General features: G+C 68.1%; 16 protein-coding genes. 3 read left to right on the top strand and 13 right to left on the bottom strand.

Translation table 11 applies throughout. The annotated features are described in order from the left end of the window. Window positions 1-288 precede the first annotated feature (288 nt). Both HMPREF3113_RS00370 and HMPREF3113_RS00375 read left to right on the top strand, forming a co-directional pair. The gene (locus HMPREF3113_RS00370) at window positions 289-1,521 is read left to right on the top strand and encodes a glycosyltransferase (RefSeq protein WP_070470037.1); all 1,233 of its coding nucleotides are present in this window, start codon (window positions 289-291) and stop codon (window positions 1,519-1,521) included. Window positions 1,522-1,681: 160 nt separating this feature from the next. Next, the gene (locus tag HMPREF3113_RS00375) at window positions 1,682-2,383 is read left to right on the top strand and encodes an NYN domain-containing protein (protein WP_070470039.1); all 702 of its coding nucleotides are present in this window, start codon (window positions 1,682-1,684) and stop codon (window positions 2,381-2,383) included. A 42-nt stretch (window positions 2,384-2,425) separates the two neighbouring features. Here HMPREF3113_RS00375 and HMPREF3113_RS00380 read toward each other — a convergent pair whose 3' ends face one another. The 13 genes from HMPREF3113_RS00380 to HMPREF3113_RS00440 all read right to left on the bottom strand — a co-directional run bounded on the left by HMPREF3113_RS00380 (window position 2,426) and on the right by HMPREF3113_RS00440 (window position 16,212). Beyond that, the gene (locus HMPREF3113_RS00380; protein WP_070470041.1) at window positions 2,426-5,599 is read right to left on the bottom strand and encodes an efflux RND transporter permease subunit; all 3,174 of its coding nucleotides are present in this window, start codon (window positions 5,597-5,599) and stop codon (window positions 2,426-2,428) included. Between the two features lie 35 nt (window positions 5,600-5,634). Beyond that, window positions 5,635-6,624: an efflux RND transporter periplasmic adaptor subunit gene (locus tag HMPREF3113_RS00385; RefSeq protein ID WP_083298662.1), complete on the bottom strand. Its 990-nt coding sequence runs from the start codon at window positions 6,622-6,624 to the stop codon at window positions 5,635-5,637. Continuing rightward, a complete protein-coding gene (locus HMPREF3113_RS00390; protein ID WP_070470043.1) occupies window positions 6,621-7,901 on the bottom strand; it encodes a TolC family protein in 1,281 nt (426 codons plus the stop codon). Before HMPREF3113_RS00390 ends, HMPREF3113_RS00385 begins: the two co-directional genes overlap by 4 nt. Window positions 7,902-7,955: 54 nt before the next feature. After that, entirely contained in the window at window positions 7,956-8,333 is a 378-nt protein-coding gene (locus HMPREF3113_RS00395; protein WP_070470045.1) for a DUF2946 family protein, read from the bottom strand. Window positions 8,334-8,433: 100 nt separating this feature from the next. Then, window positions 8,434-10,221 (bottom strand): DUF885 domain-containing protein, encoded by a 1,788-nt coding sequence (locus HMPREF3113_RS00400; protein ID WP_070470047.1) that lies wholly within the window; start codon window positions 10,219-10,221, stop codon window positions 8,434-8,436. Window positions 10,222-10,393: 172 nt separating this feature from the next. Further along, complete coding sequence (locus tag HMPREF3113_RS00405; protein ID WP_019185618.1) at window positions 10,394-10,735, bottom strand: lipid-A-disaccharide synthase N-terminal domain-containing protein; 342 nt, start codon at window positions 10,733-10,735, stop codon at window positions 10,394-10,396. Beyond that, window positions 10,735-11,457 carry a glycosyltransferase family 2 protein gene (locus HMPREF3113_RS00410; RefSeq protein ID WP_070470049.1) on the bottom strand — a complete coding sequence of 241 codons (723 nt, stop codon included), beginning with the start codon at window positions 11,455-11,457 and terminating at the stop codon, window positions 10,735-10,737. The genes HMPREF3113_RS00405 and HMPREF3113_RS00410 overlap by 1 nt, the downstream gene beginning before the upstream one ends. Before the next feature lie 87 nt (window positions 11,458-11,544). Then, window positions 11,545-12,510, bottom strand: coding sequence for an SDR family NAD(P)-dependent oxidoreductase (locus HMPREF3113_RS00415; protein WP_070470050.1), 966 nt, complete (start codon window positions 12,508-12,510; stop codon window positions 11,545-11,547). 87 nt (window positions 12,511-12,597) lie between these two features. Continuing rightward, window positions 12,598-12,906: a helix-hairpin-helix domain-containing protein gene (locus tag HMPREF3113_RS00420; protein WP_019185615.1), complete on the bottom strand. Its 309-nt coding sequence runs from the start codon at window positions 12,904-12,906 to the stop codon at window positions 12,598-12,600. A gap of 35 nt (window positions 12,907-12,941) precedes the next feature. Then, window positions 12,942-13,865, bottom strand: a complete 924-nt coding sequence (locus tag HMPREF3113_RS00425) for a ParB/RepB/Spo0J family partition protein (protein ID WP_019185614.1) — start codon at window positions 13,863-13,865, stop codon at window positions 12,942-12,944. Beyond that, window positions 13,865-14,662 carry a ParA family protein gene (locus tag HMPREF3113_RS00430; protein WP_019185613.1) on the bottom strand — a complete coding sequence of 266 codons (798 nt, stop codon included), beginning with the start codon at window positions 14,660-14,662 and terminating at the stop codon, window positions 13,865-13,867. Before HMPREF3113_RS00430 ends, HMPREF3113_RS00425 begins: the two co-directional genes overlap by 1 nt. A 201-nt stretch (window positions 14,663-14,863) precedes the next feature. Then, window positions 14,864-15,502, bottom strand: coding sequence for a 16S rRNA (guanine(527)-N(7))-methyltransferase RsmG (gene rsmG, locus HMPREF3113_RS00435; RefSeq protein ID WP_070470052.1), 639 nt, complete (start codon window positions 15,500-15,502; stop codon window positions 14,864-14,866). A gap of 110 nt (window positions 15,503-15,612) precedes the next feature. Next, window positions 15,613-16,212: a 4'-phosphopantetheinyl transferase family protein gene (locus HMPREF3113_RS00440; RefSeq protein WP_070470055.1), complete on the bottom strand. Its 600-nt coding sequence runs from the start codon at window positions 16,210-16,212 to the stop codon at window positions 15,613-15,615. A gap of 90 nt (window positions 16,213-16,302) precedes the next feature. On the opposite strand from HMPREF3113_RS00440, the gene HMPREF3113_RS00445 reads away from it, so the two are divergent. Then, window positions 16,303-16,554 (top strand): GlsB/YeaQ/YmgE family stress response membrane protein, encoded by a 252-nt coding sequence (locus HMPREF3113_RS00445; RefSeq protein ID WP_070426235.1) that lies wholly within the window; start codon window positions 16,303-16,305, stop codon window positions 16,552-16,554. Window positions 16,555-16,574: the final 20 nt, after the last annotated feature.

The following is a 16,574-nucleotide window of genomic DNA, read 5'->3' on the forward strand; positions in this document are numbered from 1 at the left end:
AGCCCGGGCGACGGCGGCCTCGGCGGTTTCCCGCCACACGTCATGAGAATCAAAGGGTTACGCTGTCGAGGGCGGGCCGGATGACGTGTTCCCGGCCACCGATCCAAAGGTTTTTGGACACAGCGAGCCGCGCATTATGCCCGCTCCGGGGGCCTGCGGCAAGCCGGCCTGGCCCAAGCGCGCCATCCCGGCCCCGTGACAGCCGCTCCGCTAGGCTGCCCGGGCCTGCAACGCGGATGTGACGATGACGACCCCAGCCCCTTTACTGCCCTTCGCCTTCAGCCTTTCATGAAGCTGCTCGCCCTGACCTACGGCACCGAAGGCGACACCCGCCCGCTGGTGATGCTCTGTCATGGGCTGATCGGCGCCGGCCATGAGGTGCTGCTGCTGGCCGAGCGCGGCACGCTGGAGACCGCGCGCCAGCTGGGCGTCCCGCATGCCGCGCTGGAGGGCGACATCCATGACGAGGTGGTGGCGCTGGTGTCGCGCGGCAACGCCCGCCTTGCGGCCTCGCGGGGCTTGGCGCGGATGGCGCAACGGCACGTGCCCGGCTGGATGCGCCAGGCCGACGCGGCGGCCGCCGGGTGCGATGCGGTGCTGACCGGCGGGCTGGCCGCGTTCGTGGGCCTGGCCGTGGCCGAACACCATGGGCTGCCGGTGATCGGCACCGGGATGATTCCGCTGACCCCGACCGCCGGCTTCCCCTCTCCGTTCCTGCCACGGCTGCGCCTGCCCGGCGCGCTCAATCGCCTCAGCTACACCTTGGTCAACCAGGCGGTATGGCGCACCTTCCGCGGTCCGATCAACGCCGCGCGACGGGCATTGGGCATGCCGGGGCGCGCCTCGCCCTGGCGGGATCTACCGATGCTGTACGGCATCTCGCCCAGCCTGCTGCCACCCCCACCGGACTGGCCCGCCAACCACCGAATTTGCGGCCAATGGCGCGCGCCAGAACGCGGCTGGCTGCCGCCGCCGGCCCTGCAGGCCTTCCTGGAGGCCGGCGCCGCCCCGGTCTACCTCGGGTTCGGCAGCATGACCGGCTTCGATCGCGACCAGGTGCTGCCCGCGCTGCTGGCGGCCCTGGCGCCGCGGCGGGTACTGCTGTTCCCGGGCTGGGCCGGGCTGCCCAGTGCCCCGCTTCCGCCAAACGTGTTCGTGCTCGGGCCGACCCCGCACGAAGCCCTGTTCCCGCGCTGCTCGCTCGTCATCCACCACGGTGGCAGCGGCACCACGCACTCAGCCTGCCGGGCCGGGGTGCCGTCGCTGGTGATGCCGTTCGCCGCGGATCAGTTCTTCTGGGCGGACCGGCTGCAGCAGTTGGGCGTGGCACCGGCGGCGCTGTCGCCGAAGCGGTTGGACGCCGGGACACTGGAACGGTCGCTGAGCTTCGTTGAGCACGCCGAAACGCGCGGGCGAGCGGCTGCGCTGGAAAAAGCAATGGGCCTGGAAGCGGGCGTGGCCAACGCGGTCGATTTGATCCAACAATGGCTGAAAGGAAATCGATCAGCGCCAATTGGATGAGGCGGCATCAAGGTGTGAACCCGTTATTTGACCGCCACGGCAATGGGCTGATGTAATGGAGCCACGACCCCGCCCTCGCCGTCGTCATTCAGTTGGCTAAACGGCCTGGGACGAAGAAACCGCCGAAAGGCGGTTTTTTCATGCCCGAAGGAACGTGCGCATGACTGACACCACCGCCGTCTACGTGGATGGCTACAACTTCTACTATGGCCGGATCCGGGGAACACCCTACAAATGGATCGATATCGTCAGGCTGTTCGAACGCTTGGTGCATGAGCAGACGCCGACGTCACAGATGACGTTGGTCAGGTACTTCAGCGCGTTTTGCCTCGCCCGGTTTTCGACCCACGGCAATGCCTCCACGATCGCCCAGGACAGCTTTCTGCGTGGGCACGAAGTACGTCACGGAAGCCGTTTCCAGAAGACAATGGGAACCCACACGCATGATCGCAGCGGTACGAAGATGCCACGGTATGTCGATGGGCAACCCTTCAACCGGGCAGATAGGGTGAAGGTCTGGAAGCTCGAGGAGAAACAGACGGATGTGAACATCGCCTTGGCAATGTATCGCGATGCCGCGTCAGGAAGATTCTCGCAGCTGGTGGTGTGCTCAAACGACAGTGATGTGGAGCCGGTGCTACGCGCCATCAGGGAAGATTTTCCGGATATCCGCCTTGGAGTGATCACCCCGAGGCGGCCTCCCGAGGCAGGTGCCGCTGTCCACCGCAACATGATGTCCTCGCTGTCAGCGAATGCGCATTGGGCGCGCGGCCATATCCACGATGAAGAGTTGACGTCCTGCCAGTTGCCTGACCGGATCCAGACTGGAAAAAAACCCATCGACAAACCCGCGCATTGGTAAGGCAGCCAGGTCCGAACGTTGCATCACGTGCGGACCTGCCCGTCATTCCGCGCCAGATCCTTTCCGATGCAGCCACCGATACAGCACCGGCAGCACCAGCAAGGTCAGCAGCGTGGACGAGACGATGCCGCCGATCACCACGGTCGCCAGCGGACGCTGCACCTCCGAGCCGGCGCCCACGTTGAAGGCCATCGGCACGAAGCCCAGCGAGGCCACCAATGCGGTCATCAGCACCGGGCGCAGACGGCCCAAGGCACCCTCGCGTACCGCCTGCGGCAATGGCATCCCCTGCTCGCGCAGGCTGCGCACGAAGCTGATCATCACCAGGCCGTTGAGTACCGCCACGCCGGATAGTGCGATGAAGCCGACACCGGCCGAGATCGACAGCGGAATGCCGCGCAGCGCCAACGCCAGCACGCCACCGGTAAGCGCCAGCGGCACGCCGCTGAACACGATCGCCGCATCCTTGACCGAGCCGAACGCCCAGAACAGCAGCGCGAAGATGATCGCCAGCGTCACCGGCACCACGATGGACAGGCGCTGGCTGGCCGAGATCAGCTGCTCGAAACTGCCGCCGTACTCGATCCAGTAGCCGTTGGGCACCTGCACATCGCGCCCGATCGCCTGCTGCAGATCACCGACAAATCCACCAAGGTCGCGGTCACGCACGTTGGCGGTGACCACGATCCGGCGTTTGCCGTTCTCGCGGTTGATCTGGTTCGGCCCTTCGCTGTTGCTCAGCGTCGCCAGCTCACGCAGCGGCACCGTGCGCGCACTTCCACTGGTCCAGCTGCCCGCCCTGCTGGATTCATCGGCCGCGTCCGCCAGTGCGGTTTCCAACGACACCGGCAGGTCCGCCAGCGCGGCCGGGTCCTGGCGCAGCGCTTCGGGCAGGCGCACCACGATGTCGAAGCGGCGATCACCTTCGAACAGCTGCCCTGCCACCTGGCCACCCACCGCGGTGGCCACGGTCGACTGCACCTGGCCCGGGTTCAAGCCATACCCGGCCAACGCGGTGCGGTTGGGGGTAACGGTCAGCAGTGGCAGGCCGCTCGTCTCTTCTACCCGCACGTCGGCCGCACCCGGCACGCTGTCGGCCACCGCCGCGATGCGCTTGCCGACCGACAGCAGCGTGTCCAGATCATCGCCGAACAGCATCACGGCCACGTCGGCACGCACGCCGGAAATCAACTCGTTGGTGCGCATCTGGATCGGCTGGGTGAACTCGTAGTTGTTGCCGGGCAACTGCTCGACCGCTTCTTCCAGTTCGGCCAGCAGCGCCGCACGTGTCTTGCGCGGATCCGGCCAGGCCTTGCGCGGCTTCATCATGATGAAGGTATCGGCGACCGACGGCGGCATCGGATCGGAGGCCACTTCCGGCGTGCCGATCTTGGAGAACACCTTGTCCACCTCGGCGAACTGCACCAGCCGGTTCTCGATCTGCTTCTGCATCTCGATGGACTGGGTCAAGCTGGTGCCGGGGATGCGCATGGCGTGCATGGCGACATCGCCTTCGTCCAGGTTCGGCACGAACTCGCTGCCCAGCCGCGTGGCCAGCAGACCACACCCGACCACCAGCACCAGCGCACCGGCCACCATCCAGCGGCCGCGCCGCAGGGCGAAGCCCAGCATCGGTTCGTAGCGCCGCCGCACCCAGGCCATCAGCCGGTTTTCCTTCTCCTGCACACGGCCGCCGAGGAACAGCGCGATCGCGGCCGGCACGAAGGTCAGTGCCAGCACCATCGCGCCGGTCAGGGCCAGCACCACGGTGATCGCCATCGGGTGGAACATTTTTCCTTCCACGCCGGTGAGCGCGAAGATCGGCAGATACACCGCGGTGATGATGCCCAGCCCGAACAGGCTCGGGCGGATCACTTCGGCGGTGGCGCTGGCGGTTTCGGCGAAGCGTTCTTCGCGGGTCATGTCGCGGCCGAGCAGGTGCTGGCGTTCGCCGAAGCGGCGCAGGCAGTTCTCGATGATGATCACCGCACCATCGACGATCAGGCCGAAGTCCAGCGCGCCCAGGCTCATCAGATTGGCCGACACACCGCCCCGGGCCATGCCGGTCAGCGTGAACAGCATCGCCAGTGGAATCACCGCCGCGGTGATCAACGCCGCACGGAAGTTGCCGAGCAGCAGGAACAGCACCACGATCACCAGCAGGGCGCCTTCGACCAGGTTCCTGGCGACGGTCTCGATGGTGCGGTCGACCAGCGCGGTGCGGTCGTAGCTGGCGGTGACGGTGACGCCCTCGGGCAGGCTGGCCTGCGCCTGCTGCAGGCGCGCGGCCGCGGCCTGGGCGACATCACGGCTGTTGGCGCCGATCAGCATCACCACCGTGCCCATCACCACTTCATGGCCGTTCTGGGTGGCCGCGCCGCTGCGCAGTTCCGGGCCGTCCTGCACCTGGGCCACATCGTGCACATGGATCGGCACGCCTTCGCGGCGGGCCAGCACGATGTTGCCGATCTCCTCCAGGTTGGCGACCTGCCCGGGGATGCGCACCAGGAACTGCTGGCCGTTGCGTTCGATGTAGCCGGCGCCGACGTTCTGGTTGTTGGTTTCCACCGCCTGCGCCACGTCCTCCAAGGTAAAGCCCAGCGCGCGCAGGCGTGCCGGATCCGGGGTGATGTGCACCTGGCGCTGGAAGCCACCGATGGTGTTGACCTCGGTCACGCCCGGCACGTTGCGCAGCTGCGGGCGGATCACCCAGTCCTGCAGCGTGCGCAGGTCGGTGGCGGTGTACGCCGTGCCATCGGCCTTGCGCGCCTTGGGATCGGCGTCGATGGTGTACATGAAGATCTCGCCGAGGCCGGTGGAGATCGGCCCCAGCTGCGGATCCAGTCCCTCGGGGATCTGCGATTTGACCTGCTGCAGGCGCTCGGCGACCTGCTGCCGGGCGAAGTAGATATCGGTGCCGTCCTTGAACACCACGGTCACCTGCGAGAGGCCGTAGCGTGATAGCGACCGGGCCTGCTCCATCGCCGGCAGGCCGGCCATCACCGTTTCCACCGGATAGGTGATGCGCTGTTCGGTCTCCAGCGGCGAGTAGCCCGGCGCGGCAGTGTTGATCTGCACCTGGACGTTGGTGATGTCCGGGGTGGCGTCGATCGGCAGCTTGGTGAAACTCCAGCTGCCGAGCGCGATCAGCACCAGGGTCAGGGCCATCATCAACCAGCGATGGGCGATGGCGGCGCGGATGATGCGCTCAAGCATGACGGCGCCCTCCGGATGCGGGGCGTGGCGAGGCGTCAATGTTCATGCGATGCCCCCGCCTTGCCGATGTCGGCCTTGACCACGTAGCTCTGCTCGACCACCACCTCTTCGCCGAGGGTCAGGCCATCGAGCACTTCCACCTTGCCGGCATCGCGCGCACCGAGCGTGACCGCACGCGCGGTGTAGGTCTCGCCTTCGCGCACGAACACCACGTCCTTGCCGTCCATCGTCTGCAGGGCGCTCAGCGGCACCACCTGCGCGGCCGGGGTGGTGGCGACCACGATGCGGGCCTTGACCGCGGCACCGGGCCGCCATTGGCCATCATCGTTGCGCAGCGTGGCACGGGCGACCGTGCTCTGGCTGGCGGTGGCGGTACCGGGCAGCACACGCTCCAGCGTGGTGGCCTGGCTGACGCCGTCGGTCATCCGCGACACCGTGACCGGGACGCCGGCGGTGATGTGCTGGGTGTCGTTGCCGAAGATATGCAGGTCCACCCACAACGTGGACAGATCACCGATCTCGAACAAGGGCGTGCCCTCGCCGGCCACGCCGCCGACCTGGGCCTGGCGCGCGAGCACCACGCCACCGATCGGTGCGGTCACGGTGTAGGTGGTGAGACTCAGGTTGCTCTCGATGCTGGCCAGCCCCTGGCCGGCGCGCACCCGGTCGCCGACATTGGCGCGCAGCGAGCGGATCGGCCCGGGGAAGCGCGCCATCACCTGCGCGACACGGCCATCGACCGGGGTCAGCAGGCCCTGCACGTCGTGCTCGTCGGCGATGGTGCCGGCCACCACCGGCGCCACCCGGATGCCGGCCTGTTCGGCCATCGCTGCGGCGATGGTGGTGCTTTCCGGGGCGTCATGGTCGTCATGATCATCGGCATGCCCGGCCTCGCCATGGCCGGCGTCCGTCGCAGCGGCCTTGGTCGGCGCTGCCGCGGGGTCACTGCTGCCGCAGCCGGCGAGCGCCATCAGCGCGATCAACAGGCTGCCGGCCAGCACGGTACGGGTCAGGGAAGCGGTCATCGGCGGTCCTCCGTGGACACGGTGTCGGTGGCGGCGACCATGCTCTGGCCGGTCAGCCGCTGGATTTCAATGAGGGCGGTCTGTGCGGCGATGGCCGCTTCCAGCTGGCGCTGGCGTGCTTCGATCCGCATCGCCTGCAGCTGGGCCCATTCCATGTAGCTGATGGCGCCGGCACGCCAGGCCTTCTCGGCGGCATTCTCGGCGCGCTTGAGCTGGGGCAGGACGTCGCGCGCCATGCGCGTGACTTCCAATCGCGAGGTCAGGTAGCGGCCATGCGCTTCAGCGAGCGTGGCGTACAGCTGCAGCGCGCGCGCCTCGCGCTCCACGCTGTTGAGCGCCAGCTCGGCCTCGGCCGCGCGGATCTCCGGCTCGGCGCGGCGCACGCTGCCCAGCGGCAGGCTGAAACCAGCCACCAGCGAGGTATCGCGGGTATCGCGGCTGTTGCGCACGCCCACCTGCCAGCTGACGTCGGGCCGTGCTTCAGTTCGGGCCAGCTGCACCTGCGCTTCGCGGATGCGGCGCTCACCGGCCAGCACCGCCAGTTCCGGCGTGCGCTGGAGTTCGTCGGCGAGCACGGCAAAGTCCTGCAGCGCGGGCAGCTGCATCGGGTCGCCGCTCACCACATCGAAGCCAGGATCACGCTGGCGCCACAACGCCGACAGTGCCGCACGCGCGGACTGATCCATCTGCCGAGCGCGATCGCGGTCCAGTTCGGCCTGGGCCAGCATCGCCTGGGCCGTCATCAGCACCGATTCGGGCGAGGCGCCGGCCTGCAGGCGCAGCCGCGCGGCGGCCACCGCGCGCCTGCGCTGTTCGATATCGGTCTCGGCGATGCGCAGCTGCTGGCGCGCGTCGGTCACCGCCAGGTAGCGGCGGGCGACCTCGGCCATCAGATCCAGCCGCGCGGTTTCGCGCTGCGGGGCCAGGCTGTCCAGATTGGCCTGGGCCACGGCGCGGCGGGCATCCAGCTTGCCGCCGCGTTCCAGCACGCCGGCCAGGGTGACGGTGACTTCGGCGGCATCGAAGCCACGGGTGTCACCGCTGCCGAGTGCGTTCTCCAGCTCCACGCCAAGGGTCAGCGGGGGCGACAGGCCGGCCGCGTCACGGCGGGCTTCCCACACCGGGCGCTGCGCCTGCGCCAGGCGCAGGTCGGGGTGGTACTGGGCAACGCGCGCGATGGCGTCGTCGAGGGTCAACGGTGCAGCAGGTGTCGTGCCCTGTGCGTATACGCACGGCACGAACGCAATGGCAGCCAACGCTGCCAGACGCATCCACATGGGAGTCTCCAGAAAACAATCAGATGGCAAACGGCGGCACGCGGCCGCAGGGCATCAGATCGCTATCGGAGGACGCAGCAGGTTCTCGGGCGGCTGGGTGCGCAGTTGCGCGACCAACCCGGCAGGGACGCCGTGGCTGGGGGCGACGGGCAGGCTCCAGGCCATCGCCGCCATCGGCAGCACGCCGCCGTGGCCATGGCAGTGGCCGCAATGCACCAGGGCATGCAGCCAGTCTTCGTTGCCGTCGTCGTCGCTGGAGGCGGTGCCGGCGGTGTCATCGCTGCCATGCAGCTCGCTGCTGTCGGCATGCACGCTCAGGTGGATATCGGCCAGGGCCGAGGCCAGCGAACTGCCGAACACGCCCACACCGACCACCACCAGCATCAGCAGGCGGAGCAGCAGGGACGGACGCAGGCGGGCACGACGGAACATGGCCCGCAGGGTAGCCGGGCGTGAAGCCGTTACACAATCGCAGCCCGGCAGGTCGGTTCACGTTGGCAGGGGCCGGCGCGATGGCCGGCCCCCGCGCATCTCAGCTGGTCGCAGCCTTGCGCTGGGCGATGAAGGCCTGGATCTGTTCCTCCAGCACCGGCAGGGGCACCGAGCCCTGGCTGAGCACGGCGTCGTGGAAGGCCTTGACGTCGAAACGGTCGCCCAGCTCCTGCTCGGCCTGCGCACGCAGGCGCACGATCGCGATCTCGCCGAGCTTGTAGCTCAGCGCCTGGCCCGGCCAGGAAATGTAGCGATCCACTTCGGTGGTCACTTCGTGCTCGCTCAGCGCGGTGTGGTCGCGCAGGTAGGACAGCGCCTGCTCGCGGGTCCAGCCCTTGTGGTGCACGCCGGTATCGATCACCAGGCGCGCGGCGCGCCACATTTCGTAGGTCAGGCGGCCGAAATCCTCGTACGGGGTTTCGTAGATGCCCATCTCCACGCCGAGCTTCTCGCAGTACAGGCCCCAGCCTTCGCCGTAGGCGGAGATGTAGTTGTTGCGGCGGAACGCGGGCTGCTCGCCCTGCTCTGCCGCCAGCGCGCCCTGCAGGGCGTGGCCCGGATCTGACTCGTGCAGGGTCAGCGCGGGAAGGTTGTACAGCGGCCGCGCCGGCAGGTTGTAGGTGTTGAGCCAGTAGGTGCCCATGCCACCGCGGCCGGCGGTCCAGAACGGGGCGATATCCGGCGGCACCGGCACGATGGTGAAGCGCGCACGCGGCAGCGTCATGTACTTGCCGATCACGCCATCCACGCGCTTGGAGATCCACGCCGCACGATGCAGCAGCTCATCCGGGGTCTTGGCGTAGAACTGCGGATCGGTACGCAGGAAGGTCAGGAACTCGGCGAAGCTGCCCTTGAACTCGACCTGCTTGATGATGCCGTCCATCTCGGCCTGGATGCGCGCCACTTCCTTCAGGCCGATCTCGTGGATCTGCTGCGGGGTCAGGTCCAGCGTGGTGTATTCGTGGATCTGCTGCTTGTAGTACGCCTTGCCGCCGGGCATCGCTTCGGCGGCCAGGGTGGTGCGCGCCTGCGGCACGTACTCGCTGACGAAGAAGGTGCGCAGCTTGGCGAAGGCCGGCACCACGCTGCTGCCGATGGCCCGGCGGGCCTGCTCCTGCAGCTGTGCCTGCTCGGCGGCCGGGATGCTGGCCGGCAGCTTCTTGAACGGCGCGTACAGCGGCGACTGGGTCGGGTCCTTCAGTTCGGAGACCGTGGCGATGGACACCTCGCGGCCATCGAGCACCGCGCGCGGCACGCTGAAGCCACGCTTGAGGCCGGCACGCATGTTGTCGGTCTGCTGGTCGAAGTAGCGCGGCACATCGTTCAGGCGCGCGATGTAGTTGCGGTAGTCCTGCGCGGTCTTCATCTCGCGCCGGGCCATGAAGGACAGGTTGGACCAGAACGAGGAGTCCGCGTTGAACGGCATTTCGTAGGCACGCAGGCGCACATCGGCGGCCAGGTTGAACACCTGGTCGCGGTAGATCGCGTAGTTGATGCGGTTCTCGGCCGAGAGCGCCTGGGTGTCGACCTTGTCCAGCTGGGCCAGGACGTCGTCCCAGACCTTCAGCCGGCCCTGCTGCGCGGCCGCGCCGACATCGGGCATGCGGATGGCGTTGGCCGGGCCGTCGCCGTCTTCGCTGGCCTCACCGCCACCGGCTTCGCGCCAGGCCCATTCCTTCTCGTAGATGGCGCGGAACTGCGCATCGGCGGGGCTTTCGGTGGCCAGGCTGGCCGGGGCAGCGGCCGGGGCAGCCGGTGGCGCGGCCAGGGCGGCGCCGGCAGGAAGGGCCAGGGCGAGCAGCAGCGCAGCAACGAGCGGTGATTTCACGATCAGGGTTCCCGGGGGACGGCAAACCCCGATGATGGCACCCGGCGAAGGGGCCGCGCATGGATCAAAGGTCCTGCCCGCGTCGCGGGCAGGACCGGGGACCGGCCGCAGGCTGGGACCCCAGCGCCAAAGGCGCGAGGTAGCCACCGACCGTTGGTCGGTCGGCACGCCCTCAATGCGCCGCCTTGTCCCGCTTCCACCCACGATGGTCGATATCCAGCTTCAGGCTGTACAGCGCGGTGAACGCCGGGAACAGGTTCTGCAGCACGCCCACCGAGTCCTGCTTGGCCGAGAACAGGAAGTAGCTCAGCGTCATCAGGCTGCCGACCACGCTCATGTACCAGAACAGGCGCGGGATCACCGGCTTGCCGGCACGGCGCGAGGCGATGAACTGGACCAGCCAGCGGCCACCGAACATCAGCGCGCCGGTGTAGCCGATCAACTTCCAGCCGGTCACGTGCAGGCCGGTCCAGTAAAGCCACGTCAGTGGCTGGTCGAGCCAGTGCAGTTCCATCAGCGCTCTTCCACGGCGGTGCGCTTGCTGCGCGTGATCAGCCAGGCTACGCCGCGCAGGTCGCGGATGCCGACCAGCGCGCGGCCCAGGTTGTTGTACTTGGACACACCCGCGGTGCGGTGCCGATGGTTGACCGGCACGCTGGTGGTCTTCCAGCCGGCCCGCTGCATCAGCGCGGGCAGGTAGCGGTGCATGTGGTCGAAGTACGGCAGCTCCAGGAACGCCGCACGCTCGAACAGCTTGATGCCGCAGCCGGTATCGGGGGTATCGTCGTGCAGCATGCGCGCGCGGATCGCATTGGCCCACTTGCTGGCCCAGCGCTTGCTGCCCGAATCCTGGCGGTTCACACGCCACCCGGCGAACAGCTTGACCTCGGTAGCGGCCGCCGCGCGCGCGGCGAGCAGCTTCGGGATGTCGGCCGGATCGTTCTGGCCGTCACCGTCCAGGGTGGCGATCCACGGCGCGCGGGCGTGCTTGACGCCGTTGCGCACCGCGGTGCTCTGCCCGCTCTGGGTGACGTGGTGCAGTACCCGCAGCTCGGGCGTGATGGCCTTCAGGGCCTGCAGGACCGCCAGGGTGTCGTCGCGCGAATGGTCGTCGATGTAGACGATTTCGAAATCGACCTGCCCGCGCAGCGCGGTGGTGATCTCGTTGATCAGGGGCGTGACGTTGTCGCGTTCATTGAAGACCGGGACGACGACCGACAACTGGGGTTGGCTCATGGTCGGGCTCTGCGAATGGCCAGGATCGAAAAAGAGCGCGCATTTTCCGCACCCGAGGTTATCCGAAGATGAATCGAGGCGTGTGTGTCAGGCGTGATCCCCGAAATAATCCCGGCACCAGGCCACCACCGGCGGCAGACCGCGCTCGATCGGCATCGCCGGCTCGTAGCCGAACGCGTCATGCGCCCGCGTGGTATCGGCCATCGTGCGGACCATGTCGCCGGGCTGCATCGGCTTGTAGACCTTCTGCGCCGGGCGTCCGGCGGCGGACTCGATGACCCCGATGAAGTGCTCCAGTTCGATCGGCGTGTGGTTGCCGAGGTTGAACACCCGGTGCGGCACCGTGTCGCTGGACGGATGCGCCAGCGCGCCGAGGATGCCATCCACGATGTCGGAGACATGTGTGAAGTCGCGCTGCATTTTTCCGTCGTTGAACACGTCGATCGGACGGCCGGCCAGGACCGCGCGCGAGAACAGCAGCGGCGCCATGTCCGGGCGGCCCCACGGGCCGTACACGGTGAAGAAGCGCAGCCCGGTGGCATGCAGGCCGAACAGCTGGGCGTAGGTGTAGGCCATCAGCTCGTTGGCGGCCTTGGTCGCGGCGTACAGCGAGCGCGGCTTGTCGATGCGCTGGTCTTCGGAGAACGGCGGGGTGGCCGAATCGCCGTACACCGAGCTGCTCGAGGCATACACCAGATGGGCCACGCCGCGATGGCGGCACAGCTCCAGCATGTTGACGAAGCCGGCCAGGTTGCTGTCGACGTAGGCATGCGGGTTTTCCAGCGAGTACCGCACGCCGGCCTGGGCGGCCAGGTGGATGACCCGGGTCGGCTGCACCTCGTCGAACAGCGCGGCCAGGCCGTCGCGGTCGGTCAGGTCGAGCACGCGGATATCGGCCTGCGGGCACAGCGCAGCCACGCGATCGCGCTTGATCTGCGGATCGTAGTAGTCGTTGTAGTTGTCCAGGCCGACGACGCGCTCACCGCGCGCGAGCAGGGCCTTGCAGGTGTTGGCGCCGATGAAGCCGGCAGCGCCGGTCACGAGAATGGTCATGGGGTCCGTCCGTCCTACTTGCCACGTATCAATACAGTGCTTTCCCGGGACGCCCGCGTGGCGTTGCACACGTCCCGGTGGTCCGCTTCACCAGAGGCTGAGCGGCGCTTCCTTGGCCAGGGTGGCCTTGCGTTCCTTGCTGAAATCCCACCACGGCCGCGGCGCTTCGCCCTGCATGAAACGCAGCACCGACAGGAATACATCGATCACGCAGGGGTCGTGCATCACCCCCGTGCGCAGGCACAGCTGCGCGTACATGTCATAGGCATCGCGACCGCGCAGATGCGCTGGCACGCGGATGCCGATCAGACGGAGATCTTTCTCACAGGCCGGCCCGACATTCGGCAGGTCGGTCAGACGCAACAGATGGTTGCGGTCGACCTTGGTGGGGTTCATTGCTGGGGGGAAATCCTCTGACGCCTGCGGGGGACTCAGCCCTTCTGTGCGCGAAGTCGGTCGAGCACGCCATCCAGCGTGTCCAGGTCGGTGTAATGGATGATCAGCTTGCCCTTGCCGCCGCGGCCGTGGTTGATCGCCACGCGGGCGCCCAGCGACTCGGACAGTTCGGTTTCCAGCGAGGCGATGTCGGCCTGCGGTGCAGCGGCGGAGGGCTTCTTGCGCAGCGCGCCGGGCACCTTGCCGGCAGCGAACTGCTGCGCGCGGTGTTCCACTTCGCGTACCGACCAGCCCTGGTCGGCCGCTTCCTGGGCCAGCTTGCTGGCCAGTTCCGGCGCCAGGGTCAGCAGGGCGCGGGCATGGCCCATTTCCAGCCGGCGGGTTTCCAGCAGCAGGCGGATCGCGATCGGCAGCTCCAGCAGGCGCAGCAGGTTGGACACCGCCGCACGCGAGCGGCCCACGGCCTGGGCGGCCTCGGCATGGGTCAGGGCGAATTCGCTGATCAGCCGCTGCAGGGCTTCGGCTTCCTCGAGCGGGTTGAGGTCTTCGCGCTGGATGTTCTCGATCAGCGCCATCGCGATGACCGTGCGGTCTTCCAGCTCGCGCACCACCACCGGCACTTCGTCCAGGCCGGCCAGCTGCGACGCGCGCCAGCGGCGTTCGCCGGCCACGATCTCGAAGCTGTCCGGGCCGAGCTGGCGGACCAGGATCGGCTGGATCACGCCCTGGGCCTTGATCGACTCGGCCAGCTCGGCGAGCTTGGTTTCGTCCATGTCGCGGCGCGGCTGGTATTTGCCCGGCTGCAGATGGCCCACCGGCAGCTTGCGCAGGAGTTCACCCGGCTGCGGTTCGACCACGGCCGCTGCCTGCACCTGTGTCACCGCCCCCTTGGGCCCCAACAGCGCGTCGAGGCCACGGCCGAGGCCGCGTTTCTTGCCGAGGGCAGGCTTGGTGCTCATCAGGCGGTCTCCATGGCCTTGTCGGCCTTCTTGCGTTGGTTGTTGCGACGGATGATCTCGCCGGCCAGGCCGAGATAGGCAACGCCACCGCGCGAGGCACGGTCGTACCCGACGATGCTCTGGCCATGGCTGGGCGCCTCGGCCAGGCGGACGTTGCGCGGCACGATGGTGCGGAACACCTGCTCGCCGAAGTGCTCGGTCAGCTCGGCCGACACGGCATTGGCCAGGTTGTTGCGCACATCGAACATGGTGCGCAGCACGCCCTCGATTTCCAGCGCGGGATTGAGGTTGGCGCGCAGCGCTTCGATGGTTTCCACCAGCGCGCTCAGGCCTTCCAGCGCGTAGTACTCGCACTGCATCGGCACGATCACCGAATCGGCGGCGGCCAGCGCGTTGAGCGTCAGCAGCGACAGCGCCGGCGGGCAGTCGATCAGGATGTAATCGTATTCGTCGCGGATCGGGGCCAGCGCGCGCTTGAGGCGCTGCTCGCGCTCGCTCTGGTCCATCAGCTGGATCTCGGCGGCGGTCAGGTCGATGTTGCCCGGGAGCAGGTCGAAGCCCTCCGGCGTCTTGACCCGGACCTCGGCTGCGGTGCTTTCGCCCAGCAGCAGATCACAGGTGGAAGCGGCGACTTCGCGCTTGTCCACGCCGCTGCCCATGGTCGCATTGCCTTGGGAATCGAGGTCGACAAGAAGCACGCGCTTGGGTGCAGCAGCCAGGGAGGCGGCCAGATTGACGGCGGTCGTGGTCTTGCCGACGCCACCTTTCTGGTTGGCGATGGCGATGATGCGGGCCATGCGGGTGAGCCTCATCGGCAGGGAGTGGGACTGGTCATTATGCGTATATGGGGCGTGTCATGCACTGTGAGATGCGCGGCAGGCACGCGCCGCAATGCCGCAACGACGCCCACGGGCACGCCGATGGCACCGCACGGGGCCACCGCGGGAGGGCGTCGGGACGACGCTGGGGCGGGCGATGCGGGCGCGGGAGTCACCGGCTCACGGGCCGATGACCACCACCAGATGGCGCTCGCCGGTCAATCCAGGGACGCTCAACGGCAGCACCTGTTCGACCGACCAACCGGCCGGCAGCTGCGCGATCTCGTCGTGCGGGTACACGCCTTTCATCGCCAGCAGGCGGCCGCCGGGGCGCAGCAGGTGCCCACCGACCCGGATGATCCCGGCCAGGGTGTCCATCGCGCGCGCGGTCAGATGGTCATAGGCGGCCGGTTCGGCCAGCGCCTCGGCGCGCGACTCGGCTACGCGGGCGTTGCCCAGGCCCAGCTGGCGCACGGCCTCGCGCATGAAGCGGGCCTTCTTGCCATTGCTTTCGACCAGGGTCACCTGCAGCTGCGGGCGCGCGATCGCCAGCGGGATGCCGGGCAGCCCGGGGCCGGTGCCCAGGTCCGCCAGGGTGCCGCTCTCCAGGTACGGCTGCATCGCCAGCGAATCGAGCAGATGGCGGGTGACCATCTCCAGCGGGTCGCGGATCGCGGTGAGGTTGTAGGTGCGGTTCCAGCGGTCGAGCAGGGTCAGGTAGGTCAGCAGCGGCGGTGCCAGCGCGGCGTCCAGCTGCATGGCGGCCAGGCCGCGCTCAAGCGCGTCGGCCACGCCAGCGGGGAGGATGTGTTCAGTCATGGCACCATTATCGCAGGTCGGTAGAGCCGATCGGCTGCCGCTGCTCGCATACCTGACGGTCGGCCGGCTGCCTCCGCCCGCACCTCCAATCGTTGGCCATGCCCTCGATCTCACATCGCATGCCAGGCCAGCGCCGCGCGGAAATCATCCGCCGCCTGCCACTCATGCAGGTGCCAGCGCTCGGCCGGCCCCAGTTCCGGGTCGCACCAGGCCAGGTGCAGACCTCCGTCGATGCCGGGGGCCAGCTGCAGCCGGTGCAGACCAAACGAGATGCCCTGCCCCTGCGCCTTCAGCAGCGCCTCCTTGGCGCACCACACCCGGAAGAACCAGTGGTTGCGGGCGTTCTCGTCCAGCGATTCCAGCCAGGCGATCTCGGCCGGGTGGAAGAAGCGCTGCACGATCTCCAGCATCCGCGGGCGCGGGCGCAGCGGTTCCAGGTCCACGCCCAGCCGCACCCCCTCACCCATCGCGACCAGCAGCAGGCCGTGGCTGTGACTCCAGCCGGTGCCCACATGGGCCAACGGGCCATGCAGCGCCGGGCGGCCACGCGGGTCACGCTGCAGCGGCAGGTCCTGCGGCGCCCCGCCCAGCTGCTCGGCCAGCAGGACCCGGGCCTGGGGCTCGCCGCGGGTGCCCGGCACATGCGGCAGGCGCCAGACCGTGACCGGGCCGAAGCGCCAGGGGCCGTCCAAGGTCGCAGGCAGGGTCATGCCACGCCCCCGCCATGCCGGCTGCACGACGACTTCACGGGGTGTGCCGTCAACTGCACAGGTCGCATCCGCACAGAGGGAGTCAACGCTATGGGCATCATCATCTGGTTGATCGTCGGCGGCATCGTGGGCTGGCTTGCCAGCATCATCATGAAGCGAGACGCGCAGCAAGGCATCATCCTCAACATCGTGGTCGGCATCGTCGGCGCATTGCTGGCCGGTTGGCTGTTCGGCGGTGGCATCAATGAAGCGATCACCATCCGCACGTTCCTGTTCTCGTTGATCGGCGCAGTCATTCTGCTTGCGATCGTGAATCTGTTTACGCGTCGAAGCGTCCGCTGACGCGCTCACGTACTTCGTTC

The sequence above is a fragment of the Stenotrophomonas sp. HMSC10F06 genome (genome assembly GCF_001807865.1).
GTDB classification, from domain to species: domain Bacteria; phylum Pseudomonadota; class Gammaproteobacteria; order Xanthomonadales; family Xanthomonadaceae; genus Stenotrophomonas; species Stenotrophomonas bentonitica_A.